This window comes from Bradyrhizobium sp. CCBAU 051011 (assembly GCF_009930815.1).
Classification (GTDB): Bacteria; Pseudomonadota; Alphaproteobacteria; order Rhizobiales; family Xanthobacteraceae; genus Bradyrhizobium.
Map to the genome: position 1 here is coordinate 3,433,679 of NZ_CP022222.1, position 24,256 is coordinate 3,457,934.

The 24,256-nt window shown below is 61.5% G+C and carries 23 protein-coding genes, 1 tRNA gene and 1 pseudogene; 12 read left to right on the forward strand and 13 right to left on the reverse strand.

What is annotated here, in order from left to right:
* Window positions 1-324 precede the first annotated feature (324 nt).
* Window positions 325-400, reverse strand: a tRNA-OTHER gene (locus ACH79_RS16205).
* Window positions 401-479: 79 nt separating this feature from the next.
* Entirely contained in the window at window positions 480-1,184 is a 705-nt protein-coding gene (locus ACH79_RS16210) for a class I SAM-dependent methyltransferase (RefSeq protein WP_161851877.1), read from the reverse strand.
* A gap of 123 nt (window positions 1,185-1,307) precedes the next feature.
* Here ACH79_RS16210 and ACH79_RS16215 point away from each other — a divergent pair, with 123 nt between their 5' ends.
* Window positions 1,308-1,841 (forward strand): Dps family protein, encoded by a 534-nt coding sequence (locus ACH79_RS16215; RefSeq protein WP_202639256.1) that lies wholly within the window; start codon window positions 1,308-1,310, stop codon window positions 1,839-1,841.
* A gap of 170 nt (window positions 1,842-2,011) precedes the next feature.
* On the forward strand, window positions 2,012-2,320 hold the full coding sequence (locus ACH79_RS16220; RefSeq protein ID WP_161851879.1) for a hypothetical protein: 309 nt from the start codon (window positions 2,012-2,014) through the stop codon (window positions 2,318-2,320).
* A 169-nt stretch (window positions 2,321-2,489) separates the two neighbouring features.
* On the opposite strand, the gene ACH79_RS16225 is transcribed toward ACH79_RS16220, so the two are convergent.
* The 5 genes from ACH79_RS16225 to ACH79_RS16245 all read right to left on the reverse strand — a co-directional run bounded on the left by ACH79_RS16225 (window position 2,490) and on the right by ACH79_RS16245 (window position 9,525).
* Complete coding sequence (locus ACH79_RS16225; RefSeq protein WP_161856392.1) at window positions 2,490-3,497, reverse strand: transporter; 1,008 nt, start codon at window positions 3,495-3,497, stop codon at window positions 2,490-2,492.
* A 291-nt stretch (window positions 3,498-3,788) separates the two neighbouring features.
* Window positions 3,789-4,898 (reverse strand): HlyD family secretion protein, encoded by a 1,110-nt coding sequence (locus ACH79_RS16230; RefSeq protein ID WP_161851880.1) that lies wholly within the window; start codon window positions 4,896-4,898, stop codon window positions 3,789-3,791.
* Between the two features lie 131 nt (window positions 4,899-5,029).
* Entirely contained in the window at window positions 5,030-6,652 is a 1,623-nt protein-coding gene (locus tag ACH79_RS16235; RefSeq protein ID WP_161851881.1) for a DUF1254 domain-containing protein, read from the reverse strand.
* 33 nt (window positions 6,653-6,685) lie between these two features.
* A complete protein-coding gene (locus ACH79_RS16240) occupies window positions 6,686-7,720 on the reverse strand; it encodes an HAD family phosphatase (RefSeq protein WP_161851882.1) in 1,035 nt (344 codons plus the stop codon).
* Window positions 7,721-7,833: 113 nt separating this feature from the next.
* Window positions 7,834-9,525, reverse strand: a complete 1,692-nt coding sequence (locus tag ACH79_RS16245; RefSeq protein WP_161851883.1) for a DUF1254 domain-containing protein — start codon at window positions 9,523-9,525, stop codon at window positions 7,834-7,836.
* Between the two features lie 324 nt (window positions 9,526-9,849).
* On the opposite strand from ACH79_RS16245, the gene ACH79_RS16250 reads away from it, so the two are divergent.
* On the forward strand, window positions 9,850-10,821 hold the full coding sequence (locus ACH79_RS16250) for a helix-turn-helix domain-containing protein (RefSeq protein ID WP_161851884.1): 972 nt from the start codon (window positions 9,850-9,852) through the stop codon (window positions 10,819-10,821).
* Here the strand turns inward: ACH79_RS16250 and ACH79_RS45120 are convergent.
* Entirely contained in the window at window positions 10,730-11,017 is a 288-nt protein-coding gene (locus ACH79_RS45120) for a biotin/lipoyl-binding protein (RefSeq protein ID WP_371419459.1), read from the reverse strand. The two genes, ACH79_RS16250 and ACH79_RS45120, sit on opposite strands and share 92 nt — an antisense overlap.
* On the opposite strand from ACH79_RS45120, the gene ACH79_RS44770 reads away from it, so the two are divergent.
* On the forward strand, window positions 10,956-11,090 hold the full coding sequence (locus tag ACH79_RS44770; protein ID WP_256380319.1) for a hypothetical protein: 135 nt from the start codon (window positions 10,956-10,958) through the stop codon (window positions 11,088-11,090). The genes ACH79_RS45120 and ACH79_RS44770 overlap by 62 nt on opposite strands.
* Window positions 11,091-11,402: 312 nt before the next feature.
* On the opposite strand, the gene ACH79_RS16260 is transcribed toward ACH79_RS44770, so the two are convergent.
* Window positions 11,403-12,860, reverse strand: coding sequence for a DUF1254 domain-containing protein (locus ACH79_RS16260; RefSeq protein WP_161851886.1), 1,458 nt, complete (start codon window positions 12,858-12,860; stop codon window positions 11,403-11,405).
* A gap of 546 nt (window positions 12,861-13,406) precedes the next feature.
* Here ACH79_RS16260 and ACH79_RS16265 point away from each other — a divergent pair.
* Entirely contained in the window at window positions 13,407-13,745 is a 339-nt protein-coding gene (locus ACH79_RS16265; protein WP_161851887.1) for a hypothetical protein, read from the forward strand.
* A gap of 12 nt (window positions 13,746-13,757) precedes the next feature.
* On the opposite strand, the gene ACH79_RS16270 is transcribed toward ACH79_RS16265, so the two are convergent.
* The 3 genes and pseudogenes from ACH79_RS16270 to carA form a co-directional block, all read right to left on the reverse strand.
* The gene (locus ACH79_RS16270; RefSeq protein WP_161851888.1) at window positions 13,758-14,291 is read right to left on the reverse strand and encodes a cupin domain-containing protein; all 534 of its coding nucleotides are present in this window, start codon (window positions 14,289-14,291) and stop codon (window positions 13,758-13,760) included.
* A 137-nt stretch (window positions 14,292-14,428) separates the two neighbouring features.
* Window positions 14,429-14,926, reverse strand: a pseudogene (locus ACH79_RS16275) (PaaI family thioesterase).
* Window positions 14,927-15,077: 151 nt separating this feature from the next.
* Window positions 15,078-16,268, reverse strand: coding sequence for a glutamine-hydrolyzing carbamoyl-phosphate synthase small subunit (gene carA / locus ACH79_RS16280; RefSeq protein ID WP_161851889.1), 1,191 nt, complete (start codon window positions 16,266-16,268; stop codon window positions 15,078-15,080).
* A gap of 308 nt (window positions 16,269-16,576) precedes the next feature.
* Between carA and ACH79_RS16285 the strand changes: the two genes are divergently transcribed.
* Complete coding sequence (locus ACH79_RS16285) at window positions 16,577-17,032, forward strand: GatB/YqeY domain-containing protein (protein ID WP_161851890.1); 456 nt, start codon at window positions 16,577-16,579, stop codon at window positions 17,030-17,032.
* 39 nt (window positions 17,033-17,071) lie between these two features.
* On the opposite strand, the gene ACH79_RS16290 is transcribed toward ACH79_RS16285, so the two are convergent.
* Window positions 17,072-18,400 (reverse strand): adenylate/guanylate cyclase domain-containing protein, encoded by a 1,329-nt coding sequence (locus ACH79_RS16290; protein WP_161851891.1) that lies wholly within the window; start codon window positions 18,398-18,400, stop codon window positions 17,072-17,074.
* 397 nt (window positions 18,401-18,797) lie between these two features.
* On the opposite strand from ACH79_RS16290, the gene folE reads away from it, so the two are divergent.
* From folE to ACH79_RS16320, 6 genes are all read left to right on the forward strand, one after another.
* Complete coding sequence (gene folE / locus ACH79_RS16295) at window positions 18,798-19,415, forward strand: GTP cyclohydrolase I FolE (RefSeq protein ID WP_161851892.1); 618 nt, start codon at window positions 18,798-18,800, stop codon at window positions 19,413-19,415.
* A gap of 145 nt (window positions 19,416-19,560) precedes the next feature.
* The gene (locus ACH79_RS16300; RefSeq protein ID WP_161851893.1) at window positions 19,561-21,087 is read left to right on the forward strand and encodes an FAD-dependent oxidoreductase; all 1,527 of its coding nucleotides are present in this window, start codon (window positions 19,561-19,563) and stop codon (window positions 21,085-21,087) included.
* Window positions 21,088-21,229: 142 nt separating this feature from the next.
* The gene (locus ACH79_RS16305) at window positions 21,230-22,840 is read left to right on the forward strand and encodes an acyl-CoA synthetase (protein ID WP_161851894.1); all 1,611 of its coding nucleotides are present in this window, start codon (window positions 21,230-21,232) and stop codon (window positions 22,838-22,840) included.
* A 31-nt stretch (window positions 22,841-22,871) separates the two neighbouring features.
* A complete protein-coding gene (locus tag ACH79_RS16310; RefSeq protein WP_161851895.1) occupies window positions 22,872-23,342 on the forward strand; it encodes a MarR family transcriptional regulator in 471 nt (156 codons plus the stop codon).
* Between the two features lie 84 nt (window positions 23,343-23,426).
* Entirely contained in the window at window positions 23,427-23,795 is a 369-nt protein-coding gene (locus ACH79_RS16315) for a nuclear transport factor 2 family protein (protein ID WP_161851896.1), read from the forward strand.
* Between the two features lie 2 nt (window positions 23,796-23,797).
* Window positions 23,798-24,238 (forward strand): hypothetical protein, encoded by a 441-nt coding sequence (locus tag ACH79_RS16320; protein WP_161851897.1) that lies wholly within the window; start codon window positions 23,798-23,800, stop codon window positions 24,236-24,238.
* The last annotated feature ends 18 nt before the right edge of the window (window positions 24,239-24,256 follow it).

Here is a 24,256-nt window from a genome sequence, read left to right on the forward strand (position 1 = left end):
CAGCTCTCAGACTGGAAATTGGGCACAAAAAAAGGGCGCGCATGCTGCGCGTCCCCTAAGCCAAGAGCGCGGGTCACCCTCGCGCGCGGGTGGTCTTTAGACCAGATTTTGCACCCGCGAAACCCCCAAAAACCCCTCATCAACCGCGATTTTAGGGGAAATCAGGGGGTATTGCCGAGAGCCCGGCTTCGCCCTTCGGGCTACGCCGCGGCAGCCTTCGCTACGATAGGGCTTGCCGAGCCGAGGTCCGCCTTCGCTCCGCTACGGCGCGACAGCCTTCGCCACCGCTGGCTTGCCGAGCCGAAGCTGCGGAGCAGCGAAGGCTGGAGGCCCGGCCTGGATTTGAACCAGGATAAAGAGCATTGCACTGCTCCCGCGTCGTCGCTTCCGCCACCGGGCCGCGCCCATCATTGCCGATCACGGCGCGGTGAACCATGCTTACCGTGCTTTAGGGTTAACAACCCTGGCGCGCGTTACGCTCAGGGGCGCTGGAATGCGTGCTTCGCCACGAAGGTCATCCGCCACGGGTTGTGGCCGATATTCTGTTGCGCGCGCGAGGCGGCGAAGCCGGCGGCGGCGAGCTTGCCGATCATCTCGTCTTCGCCGTAGCGCTGCAGCCCGACACGGGTGCGCAGTTGGCGGTAGTCGGACAGCGCCGTGCTGGCGAGGCCGTACAGGGCGTCTTTCAGGAAGCCGTGAGCGCGCGCGAATTTCAGCAGCGCCAGCACGTCTCTGAACATGCCGACTTCAGGCCGCAGGATGTCGCCCAATACCAGACGGCCATTGGGCTTCAACAGCCGGCGAATGACGGCAAACGCCGAATCCAGTTCATCCGGCGTCATGTATTGCGCGACCGAGTTCATGACGACGAGGTCGACCGAGCTCTCGTTCATCGTCCGCAGTTCATCGAGCGAGCGGACGCGGATCTTGGTGTTCGGGGCAAAGCGCGCGATCAGCCGGCCGCGGACGCCGGGCGCCGGCTCGGCCAGATACAGCTTGGCGCAGGCGTCCGCCACCTTGGCGGCCGACAGCGCCTCGCCGCAGGCATAGTCCAGCACGACGGCATCGGGCGAAGCGATATAGCCGATGATATCGCGCGCGATGACCTGGAAATGCAGGTCGCGATGCAGCTTGCTCGCATAAATCGTATGCGTTGAATCGTAATAGTCGATCCATTCATCCATGCGTACAGCGCCCTGCAAGACTGTGGTTCCGGGCCCGGAACCGCCGTGAAAGTGATGCGTTAGGTCGTCCGGCGGCCAATGTCCACCGCCGCCGCTGTCCGGTTCCTAACAGGAAGGTGCAACGTGAGCAAAGCCAACAACAAATCCGACAAGGTATCCCCCGATCTCGACACACCGACCGACCTGGCGCCGGCCGCCGTCGAGAAGATTTCGGCGTCGCTCAATACGCTGCTGGCGGACGCCTTCGCGCTCTATCTGAAGACCAAGAATTTCCACTGGCATGTCAGCGGGCGGCATTTCAATGACTATCACCTGATGCTCGACCAGCAGTCGGAAGCGATCTTCGGCACCACCGATCAGCTCGCCGAGCGGGTACGCAAGCTCGGCGGCACCACGCTGCGTTCGATCGGGCAGATCGCCAAGCTGCAGACCATTCAGGACAACAACGACGCCTATGTGCCGCCGCGCGAAATGCTGCGCGAACTGATGCAAGACAACAAGCACATGGCGGCGGCGATGCGCAAAGCCCACAAGCTTTGCGACGATCACGAGGATTCCGGCACCGCGAGCCTGCTCGAAGTCTTCATCGACGAGACCGAGCGCCGCACCTGGTTCCTGTTCGAGGCCAGCCGTCAGGAAGGCGCCAACGCGGCGTAAGCGCGGTTGCGCTTGAGCAGGCGCGCAAGGGCAGCCTTGCCATCCCTGCGGCCCGTGGCGGCTGTCTGCAGGACATTCCGGTCGCGTCCATGCCGGTTTTGCGGTAGGCTGCGCTGTGGCTCCGAACAGCGGCTGCCCGAAGCTATTGCGCGATCCGAAGGAGGCGGGAGATGCCTATCTCTTTTCCGATGATCGTTTTGAGTTCGCAATTGGTCGTCACGGTCGCAGACGGCGTGCCGAAATTTGACGTTGCTCGGAGCTGCAAGCTCGACGTCGCCGCCACCGCGGGCCTCACCGTTGACCAGTCGATAAAGAGCTGCGTGAACGATGAACAGAAAGCGAAGCGGCAGCTCGCGGGCCAATGGTCGAAATTCCCCGCGCCAAGCCGGGCAAGCTGTATCTCGCAGGAGAGCATCGGTGGCACGCCGAGCTACGTCAGCTTGCTGACCTGTCTGCAGATGGGTCAGTGGGCCAGGTGAATGCCCGGCGTGATTTGCTGTCAGTAGCCAGGATGGAATGAACGCAGTTCGCCGCCACCATCGCGGGCGACTACTTCGTCACGATCCGGCGCGTTGGCGTCACCGTGCCCAAGCCGAAACCATCGAACCGCTAAGTCTCTCGAGAACACCCGCCCCAGCCGCTCCGATCCTAATATTTTCTGACGACGGGTTTTGTTGTCGGAGGCGCGCCGGGCGCCGGCGGCGAGATCGCGAAGGTGACCCAGGCATTCCAGCCACTGGGACGATTCTCTGCGGCAAACTCTCCGTAAGCCTTGAGATTGAGATAGCCCTGCATGTCGCCGACCGGAAAAAGGAATCCGATCTGGGGACCGACGCCAACCACCTGGGACTGGAAGCAGCCGACACGGTTGCCTGAACCGCTGTCGCAGCCGAGCTCCTTGTAGACATAGCCCACGAGGCCAACCATGACCTGCTTCGACAGGAACTGCGACGCACCCCAGTCGAAGTGCATGTCGACGCCGCTCTGATACTGCGTCGCAGGATTCTCGAAATTGTAGGTGAAGCCGAGCACGCCGGAGAATTCGTGGCCGGTCTGCGGATTGAAATAGGTGTAGCCTCCGCCGGCGTCGATCGCGCCGTGTCCGATGCCCAGATTTGACAAGCGCGTGGACTGGTAAGCGCCAACCGGGATGTCGCCTGTGATGTAGGCCATGTAGTTGTGGACGCCGGCGTTCCAGCGCAGTGCGAATTGCGGTATCAGATCCCCAAAACCCCATGTCGTGTCGCTGATGCTCTCGGACCGCGCGAAGGGAACGTTGCCGAAAGGTGTCGTGAGCACGCCTGACAAGGTCCCCGCCAGGCTGGTGCCGACGACGCCATAAGCTCCTATGAGGGACACCGACGCCTGGCCGCCGAGAACCGGCGTCGCGAATACATAGGTCGGGATCACAAAGCCAAGATTGCCGGTGGCGTTGAGGCTCAAATTCAGATTTGCATTTAAGGTAAGGTTGGCCGGAACCCTGCCGAGCGTGAATTCGCGCGAACGCGCGACGTCAGCGCCGGCCGATACGGAGGTGTGGTAGTAGATGTTCGCTAACGACCAACCCGGCTGCTGCGGCGTGGCCGCCAAGCTTCCAAAGAATCCGGGGACCCAGAAGCTGATGCCGTGTTCATCGGCGTAAGCGGCCCCGGACATCGATCCGAACAGCAGCAGAGCCGCACCGATGCCGAGGCCCGTGCGCCGACGGTTTGAAATTCGCTTGGGAATGTTGTTCGCCATCTGCTTGCTCCCAATGCCCTGAGATCACAGTGACCAACCTGAGATTGACATAGATTGAATGGCTCGTCGTAAGCCACAGTCCCGCGCAACGGTCCAAATCGAAGATCTGTTGGCGACTGTTGCTCCAAAGTCGCGACACTACCGCCTGCTATTCACTGCAACGGGCATTCGACGCGATGCGCAAGGCGCCAAGCTCGTCCGATGCCGTCAAAGATACGCCGTGTACGAGCTGATCCAGACAAGGATCGACATCAGCAAGCCAATGACGCCGGCGTTCTCTGCAAACACGGTGGCAGTGCCGGGCATCCCGAGCTTGAGCTGGCTGCGGTCGATATCCTTCGGTATGGAAATGATCGCCGGATAGGCCTTGGCGCCGCCGATCGATCCCACCTTCGCGAGCGTTCCCGAAACCGCAATCTCGCCCTGTCCCACGCCCAGCGGGATCCCCGTGATGGTCGCGTCGTGAATGCGGCCGGGGTCATTGTCGAACACGAGCTTGACCCGCGCGCCGGGCTTGATGGTCTTAAATCCGTTGGGCGAGAACATGCCGACGATTGTGATCTCGTCGGTGACGATGAACGACATCACCGCACGCGCTTGCGTTGCGCGGTCGCCGACCGATAGCGCCATGACCGTGACGGAGCCGTCGCCGGGTGCGCGGATCGTGGTCTGCTCCAGCTCCCATTTGGCGTTGTCGAGCTGGGCCTCGATTTGAGCGACCGTCGTATTGGTGCCGCCGATCTCCGAGTCCATGGCGAGCTTCGCGTTCAGCTGCGTGGCCTTGGCCGCTTGGAGCTGAAATTCCACCGTCTCGTACTGGACCTGCGTGTCTTGCAGGCGAAATTCGGTTTGCGCGCCCTGACCGACGAGCTTGCTGTAATCGGCAAGCCGCTGGCTGTGATAGGCGAGCTGCTTGCCCAACCCCTCGACGTTCGCAGTCGCCTGCTCGTAGTTGGCTGCGAGCTGCTTCACCTGCTGCTTGGCGCCAACCAGCGAAGCCTCGAGCTGGTCAACCTTGTATTTGAACGGCGTTGGATCGATGCGGAATAGCGTAGTCCCGGCTTTCACCGGCTCGTTCGGCTTGACCGGTATCTCGATCACCTGGCCCGAGACGTTAGGCGCGACCTCGACCACCCGCGAGATCACGACGAAGCTTCCCGACGGGGTCAAATAGTTGAACAACGCCACGAACACCGCGAGGATGAATGCGCCGATCAGCACCGCCACGGTGCCGGAGCCCCAGCCCCACTTGACCAGCTTGAGCTTGGAGAAGATGAGCCACACGAGGACGACATAGAGCGTCAGGATGATGAGCATGACTGGCTCCTAGCGTGGGTAGAATCGCTGCAGCAATTTGATTGACCTCATCTCAGTGTCGTGCCGGTCCCGCTGCTGGCCTGCGGCCGATGCATGCGAGGCAAGCATGCGTCTGGCAGTGGCCAGCTAGATCATTGCCGGACGAGCTCGATCTCGCTCGGCCGCCAGGTCTTGGCGAAGAACGGCTCAAGCGGGCTATAGAGGCGAAGGATGGTCCACCAGCCCTTGCCGGGCATAGTCTGAATCCAGTTGCCCCGCTTGACGCCCGCGGGCTGAGTCGGACCGAAGTAAATCGTCGTCGAGCCGTCGGCGTTCGGTTCTGCCGCCGGCGACGGATAGCTCTGGCTGCCGGCGCGCGGATAACGCTGCGGCGTATCGAGAAATGAGCGCGTCATCACGTCATAGACGGTGAATGACCAGAAGTTCGCCTCCGGAATGTCCTTGGGAAGTGTCACCTTGTAGGTTTTGGCGCCGTCGAAGTAGGTCTTGTTGGCGTCTACCGTCGCAATTAGATACTGCGAGCCGATGCCGGTAAGACGCATGGCCATACCGGGCGTGATGCCGATATAGCTGTAGAAGAACGATGTGCGCGCATCCATCTGGCGATACCCCGTCGGAGGGAACGGCTTGGCTCCCTCTGGTGTGACCTCAGGGATCGGCGTCTCGAATTCGTGGCCGGTGACGAAGAGCGGGTTCAGCCAGGCTGAATCCGGGTAATAGAACCAGCTTTTGTCACGCGCATTCATCGTCAGGCTGCGCGCCGTCGCGTTGCCGACGGCGAGTGCGTCGGTCATGATCTTCTTCATGCGCTCGTCAGGCTTGAATTCTTTGCCCTTGATGATGCCGATCGCCGCCAAAGGGCCCATCAGTTCGGGATCGAGCGAAGTCGCCGGCTCCGTCTGCACGACCGTGTTGAGCATTTCAAAGTAGCTCCAGTCGTTAGGCGGAACGGTGTTCATTGCCTTGCCGCTTCCTTCGTGAAATACGGTCGGCGGAGGCGAAGCGATCCGACCGAGCTTGGCCTTACCGGCCAAAAACTCGGAGATCGGCGTCCCAACGCCGCCCGGTTCGTAAGGATAAATCTTGGTGAACTTCCGGATGGACTCGGCGGCCGGCTTCGGATCGTTCTTGTTCGCAATGAATGCGCGGCCGAACCACCAGTTGATGTATGTGCGCGAGCGCACGACGTAGAAGCCGCCTTCCGGCAGTTCTCCCTTGTAGTCCGGCGGCACGATCAGGTATTTGCCGCCTTGACCGCGGTCGGGCCCCGGCAGGCCGACGTCGGTAATCCAGCGGGACCAGTGGTCGTCGATAGCGCCGAGAATGTTCGGTCCCACCTCTAGCACCATCGGCCCCTTGCTGAGGTCGAGGATGGCGAATACGTAGACGGTGTCGGCATTGCCTGTGAGCATCAGCGATTTGGCATCCAACAGTTCGGACCACACAACGACCTCGTTGTCCTTGGCGCCGAAGTCATGGAAGCCCTTTCGAATAGCCTCTATGTTGGGGCCCTGCATCGTGTCGGTGACCGCCCGAAATGCATTGCTGAAATCAAGGTTGTCATAGACCCGCTCCAAGGTCGCCTTGCTCGGCAAGCCATCCTTGAACTCCAGCGTGCCAATGCGCGACTCGACCTTGTCCGGCGTGACGAGCGACGGAGGAATTGTCGCTTGGGCGACGGCACCACCTCCGCCGAAAAGAGCTGCCGCGTAGATGATTGCGAATGCGGGAAGCGTGCGGTGTCCAAGTTTCATGGCTTTTGACTCCATTTCTTTGTCGGGGAAGCGCTATTTCCATTCGAACGGGTAGATGACCTTCCACTCCGTCTTCATGCTCACCATCGTCCACCCATGCTTGAGCGCAGCGTCCCAGGCCTTGTCGAGCTTTCCGACATGGGCCTCGCGATCATAGGCCCACTCGCGTTCGGCATCGGTATGGTGAACGATGCCGGCAAAGCGTGCGCCAGCCCCGGCCGTCGTCCACTGCAGCATCTGCAAATCGCCATCGGAATTGCCGAAGGCGAAGATCGGTCGCCGTCCAATGAAGCGGTTGATCCCCGCAGGTTTACCGGGCCCGTCGTCGACAAAATCGACTTTGGGAAGCTTCATCAAGACCGGCTTGCCGTCCGGGCCGATATTAAATTGCGTTGCGCCCGACGAGCCCACGATCTGCTCGGGCGGTATGCCGTAGGCCTTCTCGGCCCAGGGCCGCATGTAGTCGATGCCGCTGCCGGATACGATGAAGGTCTTGAACCCGTTGGCGCGCAGATACGCGAGCAGCTCCAGCATCGGCTGGTAGACGAGATCGGTGTAAGGCCGGTTGAACCGGGGATGGCGCGCCGTCGCGACCCAGTCGAGCACGATCTTGTTGAATTCTTCCACACTCATCCCGGAATGGGTTGCTTCGGCGATCTGCAACAGCCCCTTGTCGCCGGCCGCGATCAATGCCTTGGAGTCGTTCTCGAGCACTGCCTTAAATGGTTGCTCTGTTTTCCATTCCGGATGCCGCGATGCCATCGTCCTGACCCGGTCGAACGCGAAAACCGATTGAAAAAAGTTCGGCTGCTCGGATATCAGCGTGCCGTCCATGTCGAAGGTCGCAATACGATCCGGCTGCGGTACGAAATCTGCATTGTCTTGGGTGGTGACACGCACGACGAATTCCGTGATGGACTTCTTCGCTGCGCCATCATTCCAGGAAGGCAGAGGGTCGGTCTGGGCGCGCGCGGGCGAGCAAACAATTGCCGCGGCCAGCGTGAGAAGCACGCCCGCCAAGCTGGCGCGTGCCGCCTTCCTGAAGCGATCTCTGCGGCTGAGATTCATGGCGCTACTCCGGTCCGTGTTGCGGCCGTCGCGGTCTATCGAACGCGTTGTCCGATAAGCCGAAGGCAGTTGATCTCACTATGCGCTCGGGCTTCTGCCTGTGTGCGGCATTCCTATCGCCTGTCGATCCTCTGCTCGAGCCTGTCGATTCTCTGCTCGATCCTTTCGATCGCGCCCGAACCAACAGTGGCGACAAGTTCAATCTCGCTCGGGCGCCAGGTCTTGTCGAAGAACGGCTGCAATGGGCTGTAAAGGCGCAGCCACGTGAACCAGCCCTTGCCGGGGACGGTCTGGATCCAGTTGCCACGCTTGACGCCCGCCGGCTGGGTCGGTCCGATGTAGATCGTCGTCGAACCGTCGGCATTCGGTTCCGCAGCGGGCGACGGATAGCTCTGGCTGCCGGCGCGCGGATAGCGCTGCGGCGTGTCGAGCATCGATCGTGTCATGTTGTCGTACACGGTAAATGACCAGAAGTTTTCTTCCGGGATGCCCTTGGGCAGCGTCACCCTGTAGGTCTTGCCGCCGTCGAGATAGTTCTTGTCGGCATCGAGCGAGGCGAAGAGGTACTGCGAGCCGATGCCGGTCAGGCGCATGGCCATGGCCGGGGTGATGCCGGTGACGCCGTAGAAGTACCATCGGCGCGCATCCAGTTGTCGGTAGCCCGTCGGCGGGAAGGGCTTAGCACCCTCGCGCGTGATCATCGGGATTGGCGTCTCGAACTCGTAGCCGGAAACGAACAGCGGATTTAGCCACGCCGAGTCGGGGTAATAGGTCCAACTCGGATTGCGCGGATGCAGGAACAATGCACGCGACTCCGCATTGGCGAGCGCAAGTGCTTCAGTAAGGATCTTTTTCATCCGCGTGTCGGGCGCGAATGGTTTGCCCTTGATGATACCGATGGCGGCGATCGGCCCCATCAACTCGGGGTCGAGCGCGGTGGCCGGCTCCTGCTGCACGACCTCGTTGAGCATCTCATAGAAGGTCCAGTCGTTGGGCGGAATGGTGTTCATCACCTTCCCGCTGCCCTCGTGGAACACAGTCGGCGGCGGCGGAATGACACGGCCGAGCTTTGCCTTGCCCGCCAGGAACTCGGAGATGGGTGTGCCGACGCCGCCGGGTTCGTAGCGATAGACCTTGGTGAACTTCCGGATGGTGTCGACGACTGGCTTCGGATCGCTATGGTTCTCCAGGAACGACCGGCCAAACCATAAGACGAAGTTGGTGCGGGAGTGCGCCACACTGAATTCGCCCTCGGGCAACGGTCCGTTGTATCCCGGCGGCACAATCAGGTACTTGCCGCCCTCACCCCGATCGGGTCCGGGTAAACCAAGGTCGATGACCCACCGGAACCAATAGTCTTGAACACCGCCCAGAAACTTCGGTGGCGCCTCGATCACCATGGGGCCTTGCGTGAGGTCGAGGAAGCCGAGGACGTAGATCGTGTCGGCATTGGCGGTCAGGAACAGTGACTTGGCATCCATCAATTCGGAAAAGACGAGAACCTCATTGTCCTTGACGCCGACGCTGTGGAAACCCTTGCGGAATGCGTGGATGCTGACGCCCTGCAGCGTATCCGAGAACGCGCGAAGCGCGTGCGTCGAGTCGATGCTGTCGTAGATCTTCTCCAGGGTCGCCTTGCTCGGTGCGCCTTCCTTGAATTCGAGCGTGCCGATACGGGTCTCGACCTTGTCCGGCGTCACAAGGCCCGGAGGAATTCCCGCGGGCGTCTGAGCGGCGGCCAAGCGCGGAAGTGACAACGCAGCGCAGGCCGCGGCGGCTACAAGTATTCGCAACGACTGCTTCATGGTTTCCTCTCCTTTATTCGACGCTCCGCCCCCTCTGACTGCGGCTCGAGCAGCACACCTGTTGTCGGGTTACCGGATCGGCTTTGCGCCCCGACGGCGTCTCAGAAAATCGATAGGAAGCGACCACAAGCTTGGCCGGCTGTATTTGTCTTCGAAAAGCGCGGTCCATTGCCGCGCGTATGTGCCTGCTACTTCCGAGCGATGTTCGCCCTTGCGGCATCCTTCAAACGAAAGTAACTTCTCAGCAGGCAGGTTTCGCCGCTATCCGAATCCTGCAAACGACTATCGAGCCAGCCATGCGTATAGTCGGGAGCAGGGATCGCCATGCCGCCCGCCGTCCGCCGCAGCCAGCTACTGCAAGTGATCAACGAGACTTTCGACGACATCGACGCGATGGCGGCGAGAGCGCTGGAATGGGATCAGGAATACGAACAGATCGGCTGCGGTCGATTTCGCGGAGAGTTGACGCAGCTTGTTCTGGCGGAACTTCAATTGAACCGCGAGCGGTGGTCGCCAGGCGTCTTGCAGACGGGAACGGCGCCGAAGAATAGCTGGATCTTCGGTCTCCCGCTAAAGGCGGAGGGTTCGCTGCACGTCCGCCGGCGTCCGGTCAAGCGCGGCGAGTTGCTCGCGGCGACGTGGCGTGATGACATCGGTTTCGCAGCGACCGGGCCCACCGATCTTATGATCGTCGTTCTTCCCACCGATCTCATTCACCGATGGATGCAGGTGCGACGCGGCGTCAACGGAATGGACCCCGATCTACCTCCGCGCCACTGGGCTGTGTCGGCGGCGGAGATGGCTCGCCGCGCCCGTGCACTGGCCGGCTTGCTCAACGATGTGTTCGACCGATCCAGGCTCGATGTGACGGAGGGGCTTCTCACGCGTATGGAATCGAGAATTTCGGACACCATTCTCGACATGATTCCCTCGGCAGAAGTCATCGAGTCGCTTCACAGCCGCGCGCGGATCGCCCGGGCGGTTTTGCAATTGCTGCACGACCGCCGCGATGACCCACCGAGCGTGACGGAGATGTGCGAACAGGTGGACGCCAGGGAGCGCACCCTGTTCCTGAGCTGCATTGAAGCGTTCGGGCGGCCACCCGCACAGCTATTGCTGGAGCTTAGGCTGAACGCAGTGCACCGTGCGCTTGTTCATCCCATCGAAGGGACGAGCGTCACCAGCGCAGCATCCCACTATGGGTTCACACATTTCGGACGATTTTCGTCCATGTACTTCCGCCAATTTGGCGAACTGCCCTCCGCCACGCTCGCGAAGTCGCTGGGATCGAGCTAATTGATCCCAATGTCGGCTTGGGGTCCAGCAACGGACTTAGCTCGTCGTTGGCTGCGAGCTGCTTCACCTGCTGCTTGGCGCCAACCAGCGAAGCCTCGAGCTGGTCAACCTTGTACTTGAACGGTGTTGGATCGATGCGGAACAGCGTCGTCCCGGCTTTCACCGGCTCGTTCGGCTTGACCGGTATCTCGATCACCTTGCCCGAGACGTTAGGCGCGACCTCGACCACCCGCGAGATCACGACGAAGCTTCCCGACGGGGCCAAATAGTTGAACAACGCCACGAACACCGCGAGGATGAATGCGCCGATCAGCACCGCCACGGTGCCGGAGGCCCAACCCCATCTGACCAGCTTGAAAGATGAGCCACACGAGGACCAGATAGAGCGTCAGGATGATGAGCATGACGGGCTCCTGGAGTAGCCTGCAGTCAACTCGTCCGATCGCAGCGCCGATCATCATTGGACGCACTTCTGGACGACTGGCTTCACCCAGAAAGGGCTTGGTCTTCGAGTCTGAAGCCGGCAAGCCACCGGCGAGAAATCGGACGCCGGCGCCGAAGCGCCGGCGTGCCGTCAACTTTCATTGGGCCGACAAGCCGACCGTTGTCTGCGACTTCACAACCGGCGGCGGATTCCATTTGCCGGTCAGCGCCTCGGACTTCGGCGCGTACAGGCGCATGGTGAGATTGAAGGCTCCCTTCGGCGCCGGCAGCCAGTTGGCTTCCTTGTCCTTGCCGGGGCTTTCGTTCTGGAAATACAGATCGAGCGACCCGTCCGCATTGTACTTGAACGGCATCCAGCTACTGACGGCGAAGCGGTTCAGGGCGTTGCCGACCTGGAATCCCTCCGGATCGTACAGCGTGATCGACCAGAAGGCGTTGGCCGGCGGAGCGGCGCCTTTCTCGAACGTGATGGTGTACTTGTTTGCCCCATCCAGCGGCTTGCCGGATTCGTCGCCGAGATTGAGCGGATAGATGGCGTCCTCGGGCAGGTTGGCTCCGAGCCCCACTTGCGAGATGATCGCCCGCTTCAGGTAGTAGTTGCCGTAAACGCCCATGGTGTCTGTGTTCATGGACCAGTTGTTGGCGACACGCGCCAGTGTCGGCACCTTCCACGCCATCAGCTTCTGGGCTTCCTGCGGCGCGGCTGCCAGTCCCCGTTGCACGGCGGGATCGAGCTTGCTGATATCAAAGCTCTTGCCGGGTTCGATGCCGATTCTCCGCATCTGGGCGATGATCGGCTCGTCCGTGACGTGCGGCGGATGGAGCTTGAGCAACTCGGCTGCATAGGCGAAATAGGCGGCAGCAGTCATCGTGTCGACCTGGACCTTGGGCGGCGTTTTCATGTCCACGCTCGGGTCGGACTTGAATTCGACCGTCTTGGGCGTCTTTCCAAATTCGGAGAGCGGCGTGACTTTGTAACCCGCCTGGATCTGGTTGACCGCATTGTAGTCTGGCGGACCATCTGTCTTGGTGCGGCCAATCACCCAGACATAGGGTGTTGGCGCCTCGATCCGCTGGGTGTCCTTTGGAAGCTTGAACTCCTCGACAAACCTGTCGCGCAGGTCCGGCCGCCAGCCGGGCGGCGTCAGCAGGTAGGTGCCGGCCTTGGTGCCCGTGGTTCGCCATCCGGGCGAGGCAAACACGTCCGTCCACATGTCGAGCATCGGCAGCAGATAGTAACGTCCATTGGTATCGGGAACGCTGACGACGACAGGCTCCCTGGTCATATCCAGCCAGGAGGAGGAATAGAGCGTATCGAAATTCGGCCGCACGACACCCTTGAAATCGGCCGGCGGGTATTCGCGCGCATTGGCGAACGTATTCATCGGGCCTTTAAGGCTCTCTTTTCCGGCTTCAACGTTTGTGAGTTGCTTCCTCGTGACGTCCATCGATAGCAGAGAATAAAAATAGACGTAGGCGTCCACTGCAATGGCGCGCGCCTCATCCTCGTTGATGGGCGCCGCTGTCTGGGCCAGCGCTGCCGGGGCCGCGCCGAGGCAGAGAGACAATGTCAGCGTTAGAATTCCTCGAAGCATGTCGAATCCTCCTCTTCTGATGTCTGCTGTGGTTGTTTGTGAGAAGCTCGGAGCATCTGAGGCCGTCAGGTGATGCAAATGACCTCCATTGCGTTTGAAAAAACGGTAGTGGGCGCGGGACTGCTGTCATTCCCGCAGATCAATAGGTGTCTTAACAAGTCATTGACGGCGCAAAAGCCGCGGCGTGTGCTGACTTAAATCAAGGTGCTCGGAAAAATGACGCCGGCAGGCTTAACGTAGAGGTGTTTTCAGCTCCCTTCACACGCGGCATCCTAGCGCGAGCGGGAAATAGCGGCAAATCACGGCGGTCTTTTCTCGCGGTGGCCGAATGGGTCAGCGTCGCTTTCATAATCGCGAGCAGGCAATAAAAGCTGCTGCGGACGCGTGCAAAAAAAACCGCACGCATAAAAATTAGGCTGCGCGATTCCGATAGTCCATTTAAACATAATGCGCGAGATCGCCGCTAGGATGATGCGGCGGCATTCAGGTGTTCGGCGGTAAAAATTTACAACTTTAAGTATTGATCTTCAGGTTTGGAATTCAGCGATGCGGAAAATAATCGAATTCCCCGACGTGGCATCGTCCGGCCGTCGTGCCGCTCCCTCCGGTCAGCCCGCCGGAAGCGCTCCGGGTTCGCCATCAGCGCCGCCGTCGATCGAGCCGATCTGGGCGGTGGTCGATTCATTGTCTCGAACCCTCGAATGCATCAAGACGATGTGCGCGACCGCTCCGAACGGACCGATCCGCGAAAAGCTGGAGATCGAACGAACAAATCTCGTGATCGGGCTTTTCGTCGCGCGGATCGCGGCAATGCGGGTGACGTCGGGCGAGCCCGCAGCCGAGGCTTTGGCCGAGCCGAATTTTCCGATCTCCCGGCGCGGATGACGGCGTGCCGCTTTATCGCGCGCTAGGCGTCCATAGCCGGACCAGCGGGCCGTCTGCGCCCCGCACCGGGTCCGTCTTCGGCAGCTTCACTTCCGGAATCGTCTTCAACGCCTTGGCGTGGTTCTCAGGCGTCGGCCGCGTGATCTGCATCGGCGGGCCCGGCGGATAGGCGCCGACCACGCAGAAATCCGGGCTGGCCGAAAGGCACTGATGCCCGGTGCCCGCGGGCAGGATGGCAACGTCGCCGGCCGATATCTCCAGCTCCTCGCCGCCGTCGCCGCCAAAGCGCACGCGGGCCTGGCCGCGGGCAACGCCGAGCACCTCATGCACGGTGGCGTGATAGTGCGTGTAGTCGTAGACGCCGTTGCGCCACATCGCGCCCCAGCCATTGGCGCCGAACAATCCCTCGATGGTCTTTTCCGGATGATCGTTCGCGACATCGACCGCACCCTTGTAGACCAAGAATGGCAGGGGATTGTTGGGTACGAGGCCATCGTCCTCGAAGACGAAGGCGAATGGTTCAATATCGGCGCTGACAACGGACATGGTTGCTCTCCGCAATCGCAGAAATCGTAGGGTGGGCAAAGCGAAGCGTGCCCACCATTCCGAGTGAAGCGTGAGATGGTGGGCACGGCGCTGTCGCGCCTTTGCCCACCCTACAACTTCAAACCAAACTCCGCGCCTCACGTTCCCTTAGGAATCTCGAAAACCAGACACGTCGTCGTCGCATGCGCGAGCAGCCGGCCCTTGGCGTCGGTGATGCGTGCTTCCGCTGTCGCGGCGCGGCGGCCGACATTGAGCGTCTTGCCCTCGGTGCGGACAGGGCCGGTATCCCTGGTCATGCCCTTGATGAAGGAAATCTTGAATTCGAGCGTGGTGTAGCCGGTGCCGGCGGGAAGCGCGGTGTGAACCGCAAGCCCCATTGCTGAATCCAGGAGGATCGCGGCATAACCGCCATGCACCGAGCCGATCGGATTGTAGTGCCGGAAGCCCGGCACGCTCTGGAACATGACGTGCCCTTCTCGGCGGTGGAATCGAACGGCTCGACATTCTGCATGATCGGCGGCGAGGGCAGCTTGCCCTCGAAGATGGCGCGGACGAAGTCCGAGCCCGGACATCGCGGCCATCACATGCGTCGGTGTTACGCCGTATTCGATCTTGGCATTGGCGGGTTCGTCCATTGGGAATGCGTTCTGCGGTTTGTGATGATGATCATTCGGCACATATTTCGGCACATATCACGTCGTCATGCCCGGGCTTGACCCGGGGCATCCATCGCTTTTCAAGGAGGATGGATTGCCGGGTCAGGCCCGGCAATGACGAGTGAGCGCCTTACGCCCGCTTCTTTTCCCGCATCAGGTCCGCGAACCGCTTGAACAGATAGTGCGAGTCGCGCGGGCCCGGGGAGGCCTCGGGGTGGTATTGCACCGAGAATACTGGCTTGTCCTTGAGCTCGATACCGCAATTGGAGCCGTCGAACAGCGAGATGTGGGTCTGCGTGGCGCCCTCGGGCAGGGTGTCCTGATCCACGGCAAAGCCGTGGTTCATGGAGGTGATCTCGACCTTGCCGGTGGTCTCGTCCTTTACCGGATGATTGGCGCCATGGTGGCCCTGATGCATCTTCCTGGTCTTGGCGCCGACGGCGAGGCCCAGCATCTGGTGACCGAGGCAGATGCCGAAAGTCGGTGTGCCCGACGCGATCACCTCACGAATCACGGGCACGGCGTATTTGCCCGTGGCCGCCGGATCGCCCGGGCCGTTGCTCAGGAACACGCCGTCGGGCTTCATCGCCAGAATGTCTTCGGCCGACGTCGTCGCCGGCACCACCGTGACCTTGCAGCCTTCACCGGCCAAGAGCCGCAGAATGTTCCGCTTGATGCCGTAGTCGATCGCGACCACGTTGAACTCCGGCTCGCTCTGCCGGCCAAAACCCTGCTGCCAGGTCCACGGCGTCTCGTCCCAGGTGAAGCGCTGGCCTGATGTGACCATCGGCACCAGGTCCATGCCTTCGAGGCCCGGCCATTCCCGCGCCTCTTCCTTCAGCCCGTGCAGGTCGAACGTGCCGTTCTTCGAATGCGCGATCACCGCATTCGGCATGCCCTTGGAGCGGATCAGCGCGGTCAGCGCGCGGGTGTCGATGCCGGAGAGACCGATGATGCCGCGGGCGCGCAGCCACTGGTCGAGGTGGCGCGTGGCGCGGTAGTTCGAGGGGTCTGATATAGCCGAGCGCAGGATCACGCCGCGCGCGCCGGGTGTCGCCGCCATGTTCACCGTCTCGATATCCTCGTCGTTGGTGCCGACATTGCCGATATGCGGGAAGGTGAAGGTGATGAGCTGGCCGGCATAGGAGGGATCGGTGAGGATCTCCTCATAGCCGGTCATCGCGGTGTTGAAGCAGACCTCGCCGACAGCGTGGCCTTCCGCGCCGAGGCCAAAACCCTCCAGCACGGTACCATCGGCAAGCACGAGCAGCGCGGTCGGTTTCTGGTCCGGCCAGGCTGAGGAATTATCGGATGTTGTCATGAGCGCACTTCATAGTCGCAAGCGCCCCCGCGCGTCAAAGCCGGAAGGCCGGAAAACGTCGGGATTCACATGCGTTTGCTGCATATTTGACCGCCGGTTCCGCCGGTCCTGCGTTTTTCGGGCCAAATCCGCCTGAAATGGGACCGCTCGGCTTAACCAATTCGAGCCGATCTCGCTCGTTTCGTGCCCGTCCGCCGGACCGGAGGCCACTCCCGTAGTGGCGCGGTTAGCCCAGCCCCTATATAGACGCGGAATCTTCCGATAGACCCAAGGGCCCTTTCAGCGGCGCTATTTTCAGTGAGGCAACCATGCTGCGCGACGACATCAACAACGCGGTCAAGGAGGCCATGAAGGCGAAGGAAGAGCGCAAGCTCTCCACGCTGCGCATGGTTAATTCGGCGATCAAGAACGCCGATATTGACGCGCGCGGGCAGGGCAAGCCGCCGCTTTCCGATGCCGACCTGCTCGGCCTCCTGCAGAAGATGATCAAGCAGCGCCAGGAATCGGTCGAGCTCTACGACAAGGGCGGCCGCGCCGAGCTTGCCGCGCAGGAGCGCGAGGAGATCGCCGTCATTTCCGCCTATCTGCCCAAGCAGATGTCGGACGACGAAGTGAAGGCTGCGATCTCCGCCGCCATCGCGGAGACCGGCGCCGCCAGCGTGAAGGACATGGGCAAGGTGATCGGCGTGCTGCGCGCCAAGTTCGCCGGCCAGATGGACTTCGGCAAGGCCAGCGGCATGGTGAAGGCGGCGCTCTCCGGGTGAGTCTTTTGCAGCACGAGCCCTCAGATCTTCCCGCGGGCCCTATTGGGCCGCAGCGAACAATTCCCATCGGCCGGGAATGCCTTTGAGATCGAACGCACCGCGTTCCGTAAATTTGAGCCCAGCACCGGCGACAAGATCGGTTACAACGCGCGATACAAGGACCTCGTTCGCACCGCATTGCGCCATCACGCGTGCGGCGGCGTGCACCGCGATCCCGCCGACATCCCGGCCCCGCAACTCGATTTCGCCGGTGTGCAGGCCGGCGCGCAGAGGGAGACCCATTTGCTGCGCAGCTGCGCCGAAGGCGAGCGCGCAACGCACCGCGCGCCCTGGTCCGTCAAAGGTTGCGAGAATGCCGTCGCCTGTGCTTTTCACGAAATTTCCGCGATGCTTCTCGACCGTCTGCTTCGCCAGACGATCGTGACGATCGAGCAGTTCGTGCCAGCGCTGGTCTCCGACTTCCACCGCCATACGCGTCGAGTCGACAATGTCGGTGAAGAGGACGGTCGCCAGGACTCGATCCGTTTCGGGAAAAGAGGCGTCGCGATGTCCAGTGACGAACTCCTCAATGTCGCCGATTAGCCCCTCGCACGCTTCCGCAAAGCACGCGCCATGGGGAAGATCGCCGTATTCGATGTATTTTGCGCCGGGGATAGCGGCAGCGAGCTTTCGACCTTCAGCAATCGGGACGACTGCGTCGGCGCGACTGTGTAGGACCAGTGCGGGAACCCGCACGCTGGGCAGGACCGAGGTTACGTCGATCCGACGGTTCATCAACATAAGTGTTTTGAAAGCGCCGGGACTGCACGACAGACGTTCCAACTTGCCCAATAGCGCAATCTCGCGCGCGTTTCCGTCGTGGGTCCCGATCACGCGCTTCATCGATAGGCCCGTGCCCCATGCTGCTACTTTCGCCGCAACGAGGGCTTCGAACGCCTCGTCGGATACGGAACGCCCCGCGCGGACAAAACCGCCGACAAGAACGAGATGTGATACCCGTTCAGGATACGTCGCCGCGAATAACACGCTCATGGGACAGCCCTCGGAGAACCCAAGCAGGACAGCCCGCTTCGAGCTGATCGCATCCATGACGGCGCGAACATCGTCCATGCGTTCTTCCAGCGACGGCACACCGGACACGCGATCCGACAGGCCTTGCCCTCTCTTGTCGAAGGTCACAACGCGCGCAAATCTTGATAGATGGTGCAAAAACGCCGTTAATCCGGGCAGTTCATGGTGGAATTCGACATGGGAAATCGCGCCCGGCACGATGACGATGTCGAGCGGACCATGCCCCATAGTCTGATAGGCGATGTTTATGTCGCCGCTGAGCGCGTACCGCGTCTCCGGCATAGCGAAATCAGCCATCGGAGTCTCCGATATCCAGTCATTATTGCTCCGACGACCGATCCGGATCAATCATGGACTGAAGCCTCGTCGATGCGGTGCAAGGTCGGTTCCGGGTCATTTGACCATCGGCCGGTTACTCCCGGTCTACCCTGATGAACAGACATTCTCCCCGGCCGTCGACATATCTCAGAGGTGCCTATTGCTGCCGTTCCAATCGTGCATTTCGCGAGGCTCCAGCCGCTGCAGACGTGGCAGGACCGCCCGCCTCATGGGTCGCGCGGCGTAATGCTCATCGAAGCCTCCAATATGGTGAAGGCGGCGCTGTCGGGATAGTTTTTCCGCGGGAACCTTTCTGCCGACGCAGCGTCCAACGGGTTCAAGCTCGTTATTGCAAGCGTTGTGGAAAGGTATCTCGATGAATCCGAATGTACATACACTCGATCGCGCAAGAGCATCGCTGTCCGATATGCAGAGGCCTGGCAGAGCCGAGGTCGAGTCGGCGGTGCGCACCATCATCCGATGGACGGGCGAAGATCCTGATAGGGACGGCCTGCGCGAGACGCCGGCGCGGGTAACGCGCGCGTTCGAGGAATTCTTCTCTGGCTATGGTCAGGACCCCGTTGAAATCCTGAGGAAGACCTTCGAAGAGATCGAAGGCTATGACGAGATGATCGTGCTGCGCGGCATCCGTTTCGAGAGCCATTGCGAGCACCATATGGCGCCGATCATCGGCCAGGCCTGGGTGGCCTACATTCCAAATGGCCGTGTGGTCGGCATCAGCAAGCTGGCACGGATCGTCGACGTCTATGCCAGGCGCCTGCAGATTCAGGAAAAGATGACCGCGCAGATCGCCAACACCATCAATGACGTGCTGGAACCGCAAGGCGTCGGCGTCATTATCAAGGCGTCGCATCACTGCATGACGACACGCGGCGTGCACAAGCCGGACTCCGATCTCGTGACCAGCCGCATGCTCGGTTGCTTTCGCGACAACGCGCTGACCCGCCAGGAATTTTTGGGAATGGCGACATAGAGCATGATCCGGACCCGAAGGGCCGCGTTAGCGCAAAGTGGGCGCCGGTTTTCCGAAAGAGATCATGCTCAAACAAAAAGATGACCGACGAGCATGATTCAACGCAGTTGAAACATGCTCTGGCAGCAAGCTAGCGGAGGATGAGATGGCTGATCAGCAAGCCCCGCCCGCCGGTCCCGATCTGTCACAGGGTGTAACGCCGTCCGAATTCGCGGGCGAGACCCTGCTTGGCCATGTCGGCGACGAAGAAGTCGTGCTGGTGCGCTCTGGATCGGAGATTTTCGCGATCGGCGCCCACTGCACCCATTATCACGGGCCGCTCGCGGAGGGCCTGGTGACCGGCGAGAGCATTCGTTGTCCCTGGCATCACGCCTGTTTCGACTTGCGCACCGGCGAAGCCACCCGGGCGCCGGCGCTCAGTCCGATCTCGGTCTGGAAGGTCGAGCAAGAAAACGGTCGCATCCTGGTTCGCCACAAGCGTGACCAGCCCAAGCCGCAGCTGATGGGCGTCACCGATGCGCCCGGCCGGATCGTGATCGTCGGCGGTGGCGCGGCAGGCTTTGCCGCAGCCGAGATGCTGCGGCGGCAGGAATATCCCGGCAGCATCGTGATGCTGAGCCATGAGGCGGCGGCGCCGGTAGACCGACCGAACCTGTCCAAAGACTATCTCGCCGGCAGCGCGCCGGAGGACTGGGTGCCGTTGCGGCCGGATGATTTCTATGCCGAGGCGAAGATCGAGCTGCGGCTCAACACCGAGGTCACGGCCATCGACACCAACGCGCGCCATGTCGTCACATCAGGCGGGGAGACCATCCCCTACGACCGTTTGCTGCTGGCGACCGGCGCGGAGCCGGTGCGCCTGCCGATACCGGGCATGGATCAGCCCCATGTCCACGTGCTGCGCTCGCTCGCCGATTCCCGTGCGATCATTGCATTGGCTGATGGCGCGCGGCGCGCGGTCGTGATCGGGGCGAGCTTTATCGGACTTGAAGCAGCGGCGTCGTTGCGCGCCAGAAATGTCGAGGTCCACGTCGTAGGCCTCGAGCAGCGGCCGATGGAGCGCGTGCTGGGGCCCGAATTGGGTGACTTCGTCCGCGCCTTGCATGAGGAGCACGGCGTCATCTTCCATCTCGGCGACACCGTCACCGCGATCGAGGGCAAGCGCTCGACGCTGAAAAGCGGCGGCGCGATCGAGGCCGATATCGTGGTGGTCGGCGTCGGCGTGCGTCCACGCCTCGAATTGGCCGAGAAGGCGGGGCTGGCGGTCGATCGCGGCGTCACCGTCAATGCTTATCTGGAAACCAGCATCCCCGGCGTCTATGCCGCGGGCGATATCGCGCGCTGGCCCGATCCGCATTCCCTTGAGACTATTCGCGTCGAGCATTGGGTGGTGGCCGAGCGTCAGGGCCAGACTGCCGCGCGAAACATGCTTGGGCAGCGCGAGCCGTTCCATGCGGTGCCGTTCTTCTGGAGCCAGCACTATGATGTGCCGATCAATTATGTCGGCCACGCCGAGAAATGGGATGAAATCACCGTCGACGGCGACATATCCGGCAAGGATTGCCTGCTGCGGTACAAGAGCAACGGCCGCGTGCTGGCTGTCGCCTCGATCTATCGGGACATCGCAAGCCTCGAGGCAGAACTTGCGATGGAGAGGGCGCGGGTGCCTTAAGGAGGGCTACAAAACGCCGCTCCACGTGAGGCCCGGGCTTGTCCCGGGCATCCACGTCTTTAAACTCGCTGGCGAAGCAAACAAGAACTGGATGGCCGGAACAAAGTCCGGCCATGACGAACGTTAGCGACGGGCCGCCACCATGCTCACCGAAGCCTCAACCTACGACGAGCTCTACCGCAACTTCCGCTGGGATGTCCCGGATCGCTTCAACATGGCGACTGCGTGTTGCGATCGATATGCCGACGGCACCAACCGGCTGGCGCTGATCTATGTCGACGAGGACGGCGTCACCACGCGCACCTCGTTCGACGAGGTCGCCGAGATGTCACGCCGGTTTGCCAACGTGTTGAAGGCCGACGGCCTCTCGCGCGGCGACCGCATAGCCGTGTTCCTGTCGCAATCCCTTGAATTACCGATCGCGCATCTCGCGGCGTTCCGTTCCGGCATGATTTCCATTCCGCTGTTCGCGCTGTTCGGCGAGGACGCGCTGGAATTCCGGCTGTCGAATTCCGGCGCACGGGCCATCGTTACCGACGAAAGCGGATGGGAGAAGCTCTCGAAGATTCGCGACCGGCTGCCCTATCTCCAGGCTATCTATGTCACGACCGACATCGCGCACGCTGGCGCGAAGCCGTTCTGGCCGGCGATCGAGGAAGCGGACGACGTGTTCCCTACCGTCGATACCTCGGCGGACGATCCGGCTCTGATCATCTACACCTCGGGCACCACGGGTAATCCGAAAGGCGCGCTGCATGCGCATCGCGTCGTGCTCGGCCATCTCCCCAATGTCGAGATGTGCCACAATTTCTTGCCGCGGCCGGGCGATCTGATGTGGACGCCGGCCGACTGGGCCTGGATCGGCGGGCTGATCAATTGCCTCTTGGCGTTCTGGTATCACGGCATTCCCCTGGTCGGCCACCGCGCGCGCAAGTTCGAGCCGCAGGCGGCGATGACGATGATGGCCGAGCTTGGCATCCGCAACACCTTCCTGCCGCCGACTGCGCTGAAACTGATGCGGCAGGCCGGCGTGAAAAATCCGGCCTTGAACCTGCGCAGCATCTTCACCGGTGGTGAATCGCTTGGCGGCGAATTGCACGGCTGGGTGCGCGAGACCTTCGGCATCGACGCGCATGAAGTGTTCGGCCAGACCGAATGCAATCTCGTGATCGGCAGCAATTCGAACCTGTTCCCGATCCGCCCCGGCTCGATGGGCAAGGCGACGCCGGGCTTCGATGTCCGCATCGTCAACGACAAGGGCGAGGAATTGCCCCGTGGCGAGCGCGGCATCATCGGCGTGCGCCAGCCCTGTCCCTGCACCATGATCGAATACTGGAAGAATCCGGAAGCGACCGCGAAGAAATATGCCGGCGAATTTTTGCTGACCGGCGATCTCGGCGTGCAGGATGAAGACGGCTATTTCTGGTACGTCAGCCGCGAGGACGACGTGATCACCACCGCCGGCTATCGCGTCGGCCCCTCGGAGATTGAGCACACGCTGATGAAACATCCGGCGGTCGCGATGTCGGCGGTGGTCGGAATTCCCGATCCGATCCGCACCGAATCCATCAAGGCCTGGATCGTGCTGCGTCCGGGCTTTGCGCCAAGCGACGCGCTGGCGCGCGAGATCCAGGAGTTCGTGAAAGTGCAACTCGCCGCCCACGAATATCCGCGCTTCGTGCAGTTCGCCGAGACCCTGCCGATGACGGCGACGGGGAAGGTGCTGCGGCGGGAACTGCGGGCGCTGGGTTAGGGCTCTTCGGTCAATTCGACGCGGTAGAAAAATGCAAAAGAAAACGACCAACGCCGCGGGCTTGCACCGCGCCTCGCTCAAGAAGCTCCACGATTTGGACGCGGCGCTCGAGCTCATGTATTACGGCTGGCGCGGGATGACGCTCTCGGCCGACCAGTATCTTGCCACGCTTGGCCTGTCGCGCCCGCACCATCGCATTCTCTATGTGGTTGCGCGCCAGCCCGACATCTCGATCGGGTCGCTGATCGAGATCCTCGGCATATCCAAGCAAGCCGTGAACCGGCCGCTTGGCCTGTTGCTGCAACGTAAGCTTCTGACATCGAAGCGGTCGCCCGAGCAGCATCGCTCCAAACTGCTGCGGCTGACGGAAGCAGGAAAGCGCATCGAGCAACGGGCGTCGGGTTACGAGCGCAAGGTGCTGCGCGAGGCGTTTGATCGTGTCGGTTCCCCCGGCGCTGCTGCCTGGATGGCGGTCATGGGGGTCATCGCAGACAACAACTGACCGCTTTCTCATGTCAACATAGTTGACGTTAAAATTGCCCTGTGTCATCTCTTCCTGGCAGTTGCACAGAGAGAGGGCGCGAGCATGAGCGAACAGCCAATGGACCGGGCCGCTGCGGGACGCTTTGTCGAGACGTGGTGTGCGAACTGGCGCAAGGTCGATATCGACGCCGTCGTTTCGCACTTCGCCGAAAACGCCGAGATGCGCAGCCCCCTGGCGCTCAAATTAACCGAGTCGCCCGTGGTCGCGGGCGTCGAGAACATCCGTGCTTACTGGCAGAAGGCCTACGGCCATATCGCTAGCGCGGACCTGAAAATCCTGAACTGGAGTTGGGACGATACGATTGCTCGCTTGACGGTCTGGTGGCAGCTGGGCGACGCGCGCGCCAGCGAGTTCATGGACTTCGACGGTGCCGGCCGTGTGATGCGTAGCGAGGCCTTCTACGGAAAGTAGCCATGCGATTTTCGGACATTATTCTGCTTCTCAATACGCTCTGGTTCGGCGGCGCGTTCATCCAGTTCAGTATTGCCCAGGGCAATACGCTCAAGATATTGGTGCCGCGCGAGGAGCGCGGAAATCCGATCGCCCCGACCTTGTCGGCCAGCGTTGCGTTTCTGGGTGGGATCAATCTGCCGATCGGCCTCCTGTCCTTGTATCTCCTTTTGTTCCGGCCGCCCTTCTTTCAGGCGGACGCGCAGCTTGCGTTGTTCCTGTTCTTCGCCGCGTGTCACTTCAGCCAGTTCGCCTACAACCTTCCGGTCCTGATGCGCGGCGGACGGGTCGGGGTGGCGTATTGGCCTGTGTTGAAGGGGCCGATGCTCCGGATTTTTGTCATCGATGCGGTGCTGTTTGTTGCGAACCTTGTTGTGGCGCTGCTGCTCCTGCTCCGGTTCTGACATGCGGTGCTCCCGTTT

Excerpts from the sequence above, each read along its gene's own strand:
- ACH79_RS16305 (WP_161851894.1), top strand. The coding sequence starts at position 21,230 with ATGCTCACCGAAGCCTCAACCTACGACGAGCTCTACCGCAACTTCCGC.
- ACH79_RS16310 (WP_161851895.1), top strand. The coding sequence starts at position 22,872 with ATGCAAAAGAAAACGACCAACGCCGCGGGCTTGCACCGCGCCTCGCTC.
- ACH79_RS16225 (WP_161856392.1), bottom strand. The coding sequence starts at position 3,497 with ATGTCCGGGGCCGCTTACGCCGATGAACACGGCATCAGCTTCTGGGTC.
- ACH79_RS44770 (WP_256380319.1), top strand. The coding sequence starts at position 10,956 with ATGCGGAACAGCGTCGTCCCGGCTTTCACCGGCTCGTTCGGCTTGACC.
- ACH79_RS16285 (WP_161851890.1), top strand. The coding sequence starts at position 16,577 with ATGCTGCGCGACGACATCAACAACGCGGTCAAGGAGGCCATGAAGGCG.
- ACH79_RS16270 (WP_161851888.1), bottom strand. The coding sequence starts at position 14,291 with ATGTCCGTTGTCAGCGCCGATATTGAACCATTCGCCTTCGTCTTCGAG.
- ACH79_RS16250 (WP_161851884.1), top strand. The coding sequence starts at position 9,850 with ATGCCGCCCGCCGTCCGCCGCAGCCAGCTACTGCAAGTGATCAACGAG.
- ACH79_RS16265 (WP_161851887.1), top strand. The coding sequence starts at position 13,407 with ATGCGGAAAATAATCGAATTCCCCGACGTGGCATCGTCCGGCCGTCGT.
- ACH79_RS16230 (WP_161851880.1), bottom strand. The coding sequence starts at position 4,898 with ATGCTCATCATCCTGACGCTCTATGTCGTCCTCGTGTGGCTCATCTTC.
- ACH79_RS16315 (WP_161851896.1), top strand. The coding sequence starts at position 23,427 with ATGAGCGAACAGCCAATGGACCGGGCCGCTGCGGGACGCTTTGTCGAG.
- ACH79_RS16210 (WP_161851877.1), bottom strand. The coding sequence starts at position 1,184 with ATGGATGAATGGATCGACTATTACGATTCAACGCATACGATTTATGCG.
- folE (WP_161851892.1), top strand. The coding sequence starts at position 18,798 with ATGAATCCGAATGTACATACACTCGATCGCGCAAGAGCATCGCTGTCC.
- ACH79_RS16220 (WP_161851879.1), top strand. The coding sequence starts at position 2,012 with ATGCCTATCTCTTTTCCGATGATCGTTTTGAGTTCGCAATTGGTCGTC.
- ACH79_RS16240 (WP_161851882.1), bottom strand. The coding sequence starts at position 7,720 with ATGAATCTCAGCCGCAGAGATCGCTTCAGGAAGGCGGCACGCGCCAGC.
- ACH79_RS16290 (WP_161851891.1), bottom strand. The coding sequence starts at position 18,400 with ATGGCTGATTTCGCTATGCCGGAGACGCGGTACGCGCTCAGCGGCGAC.
- ACH79_RS16235 (WP_161851881.1), bottom strand. The coding sequence starts at position 6,652 with ATGAAACTTGGACACCGCACGCTTCCCGCATTCGCAATCATCTACGCG.
- ACH79_RS16320 (WP_161851897.1), top strand. The coding sequence starts at position 23,798 with ATGCGATTTTCGGACATTATTCTGCTTCTCAATACGCTCTGGTTCGGC.
- ACH79_RS16300 (WP_161851893.1), top strand. The coding sequence starts at position 19,561 with ATGGCTGATCAGCAAGCCCCGCCCGCCGGTCCCGATCTGTCACAGGGT.
- carA (WP_161851889.1), bottom strand. The coding sequence starts at position 16,268 with ATGACAACATCCGATAATTCCTCAGCCTGGCCGGACCAGAAACCGACC.
- ACH79_RS16260 (WP_161851886.1), bottom strand. The coding sequence starts at position 12,860 with ATGCTTCGAGGAATTCTAACGCTGACATTGTCTCTCTGCCTCGGCGCG.
- ACH79_RS16245 (WP_161851883.1), bottom strand. The coding sequence starts at position 9,525 with ATGAAGCAGTCGTTGCGAATACTTGTAGCCGCCGCGGCCTGCGCTGCG.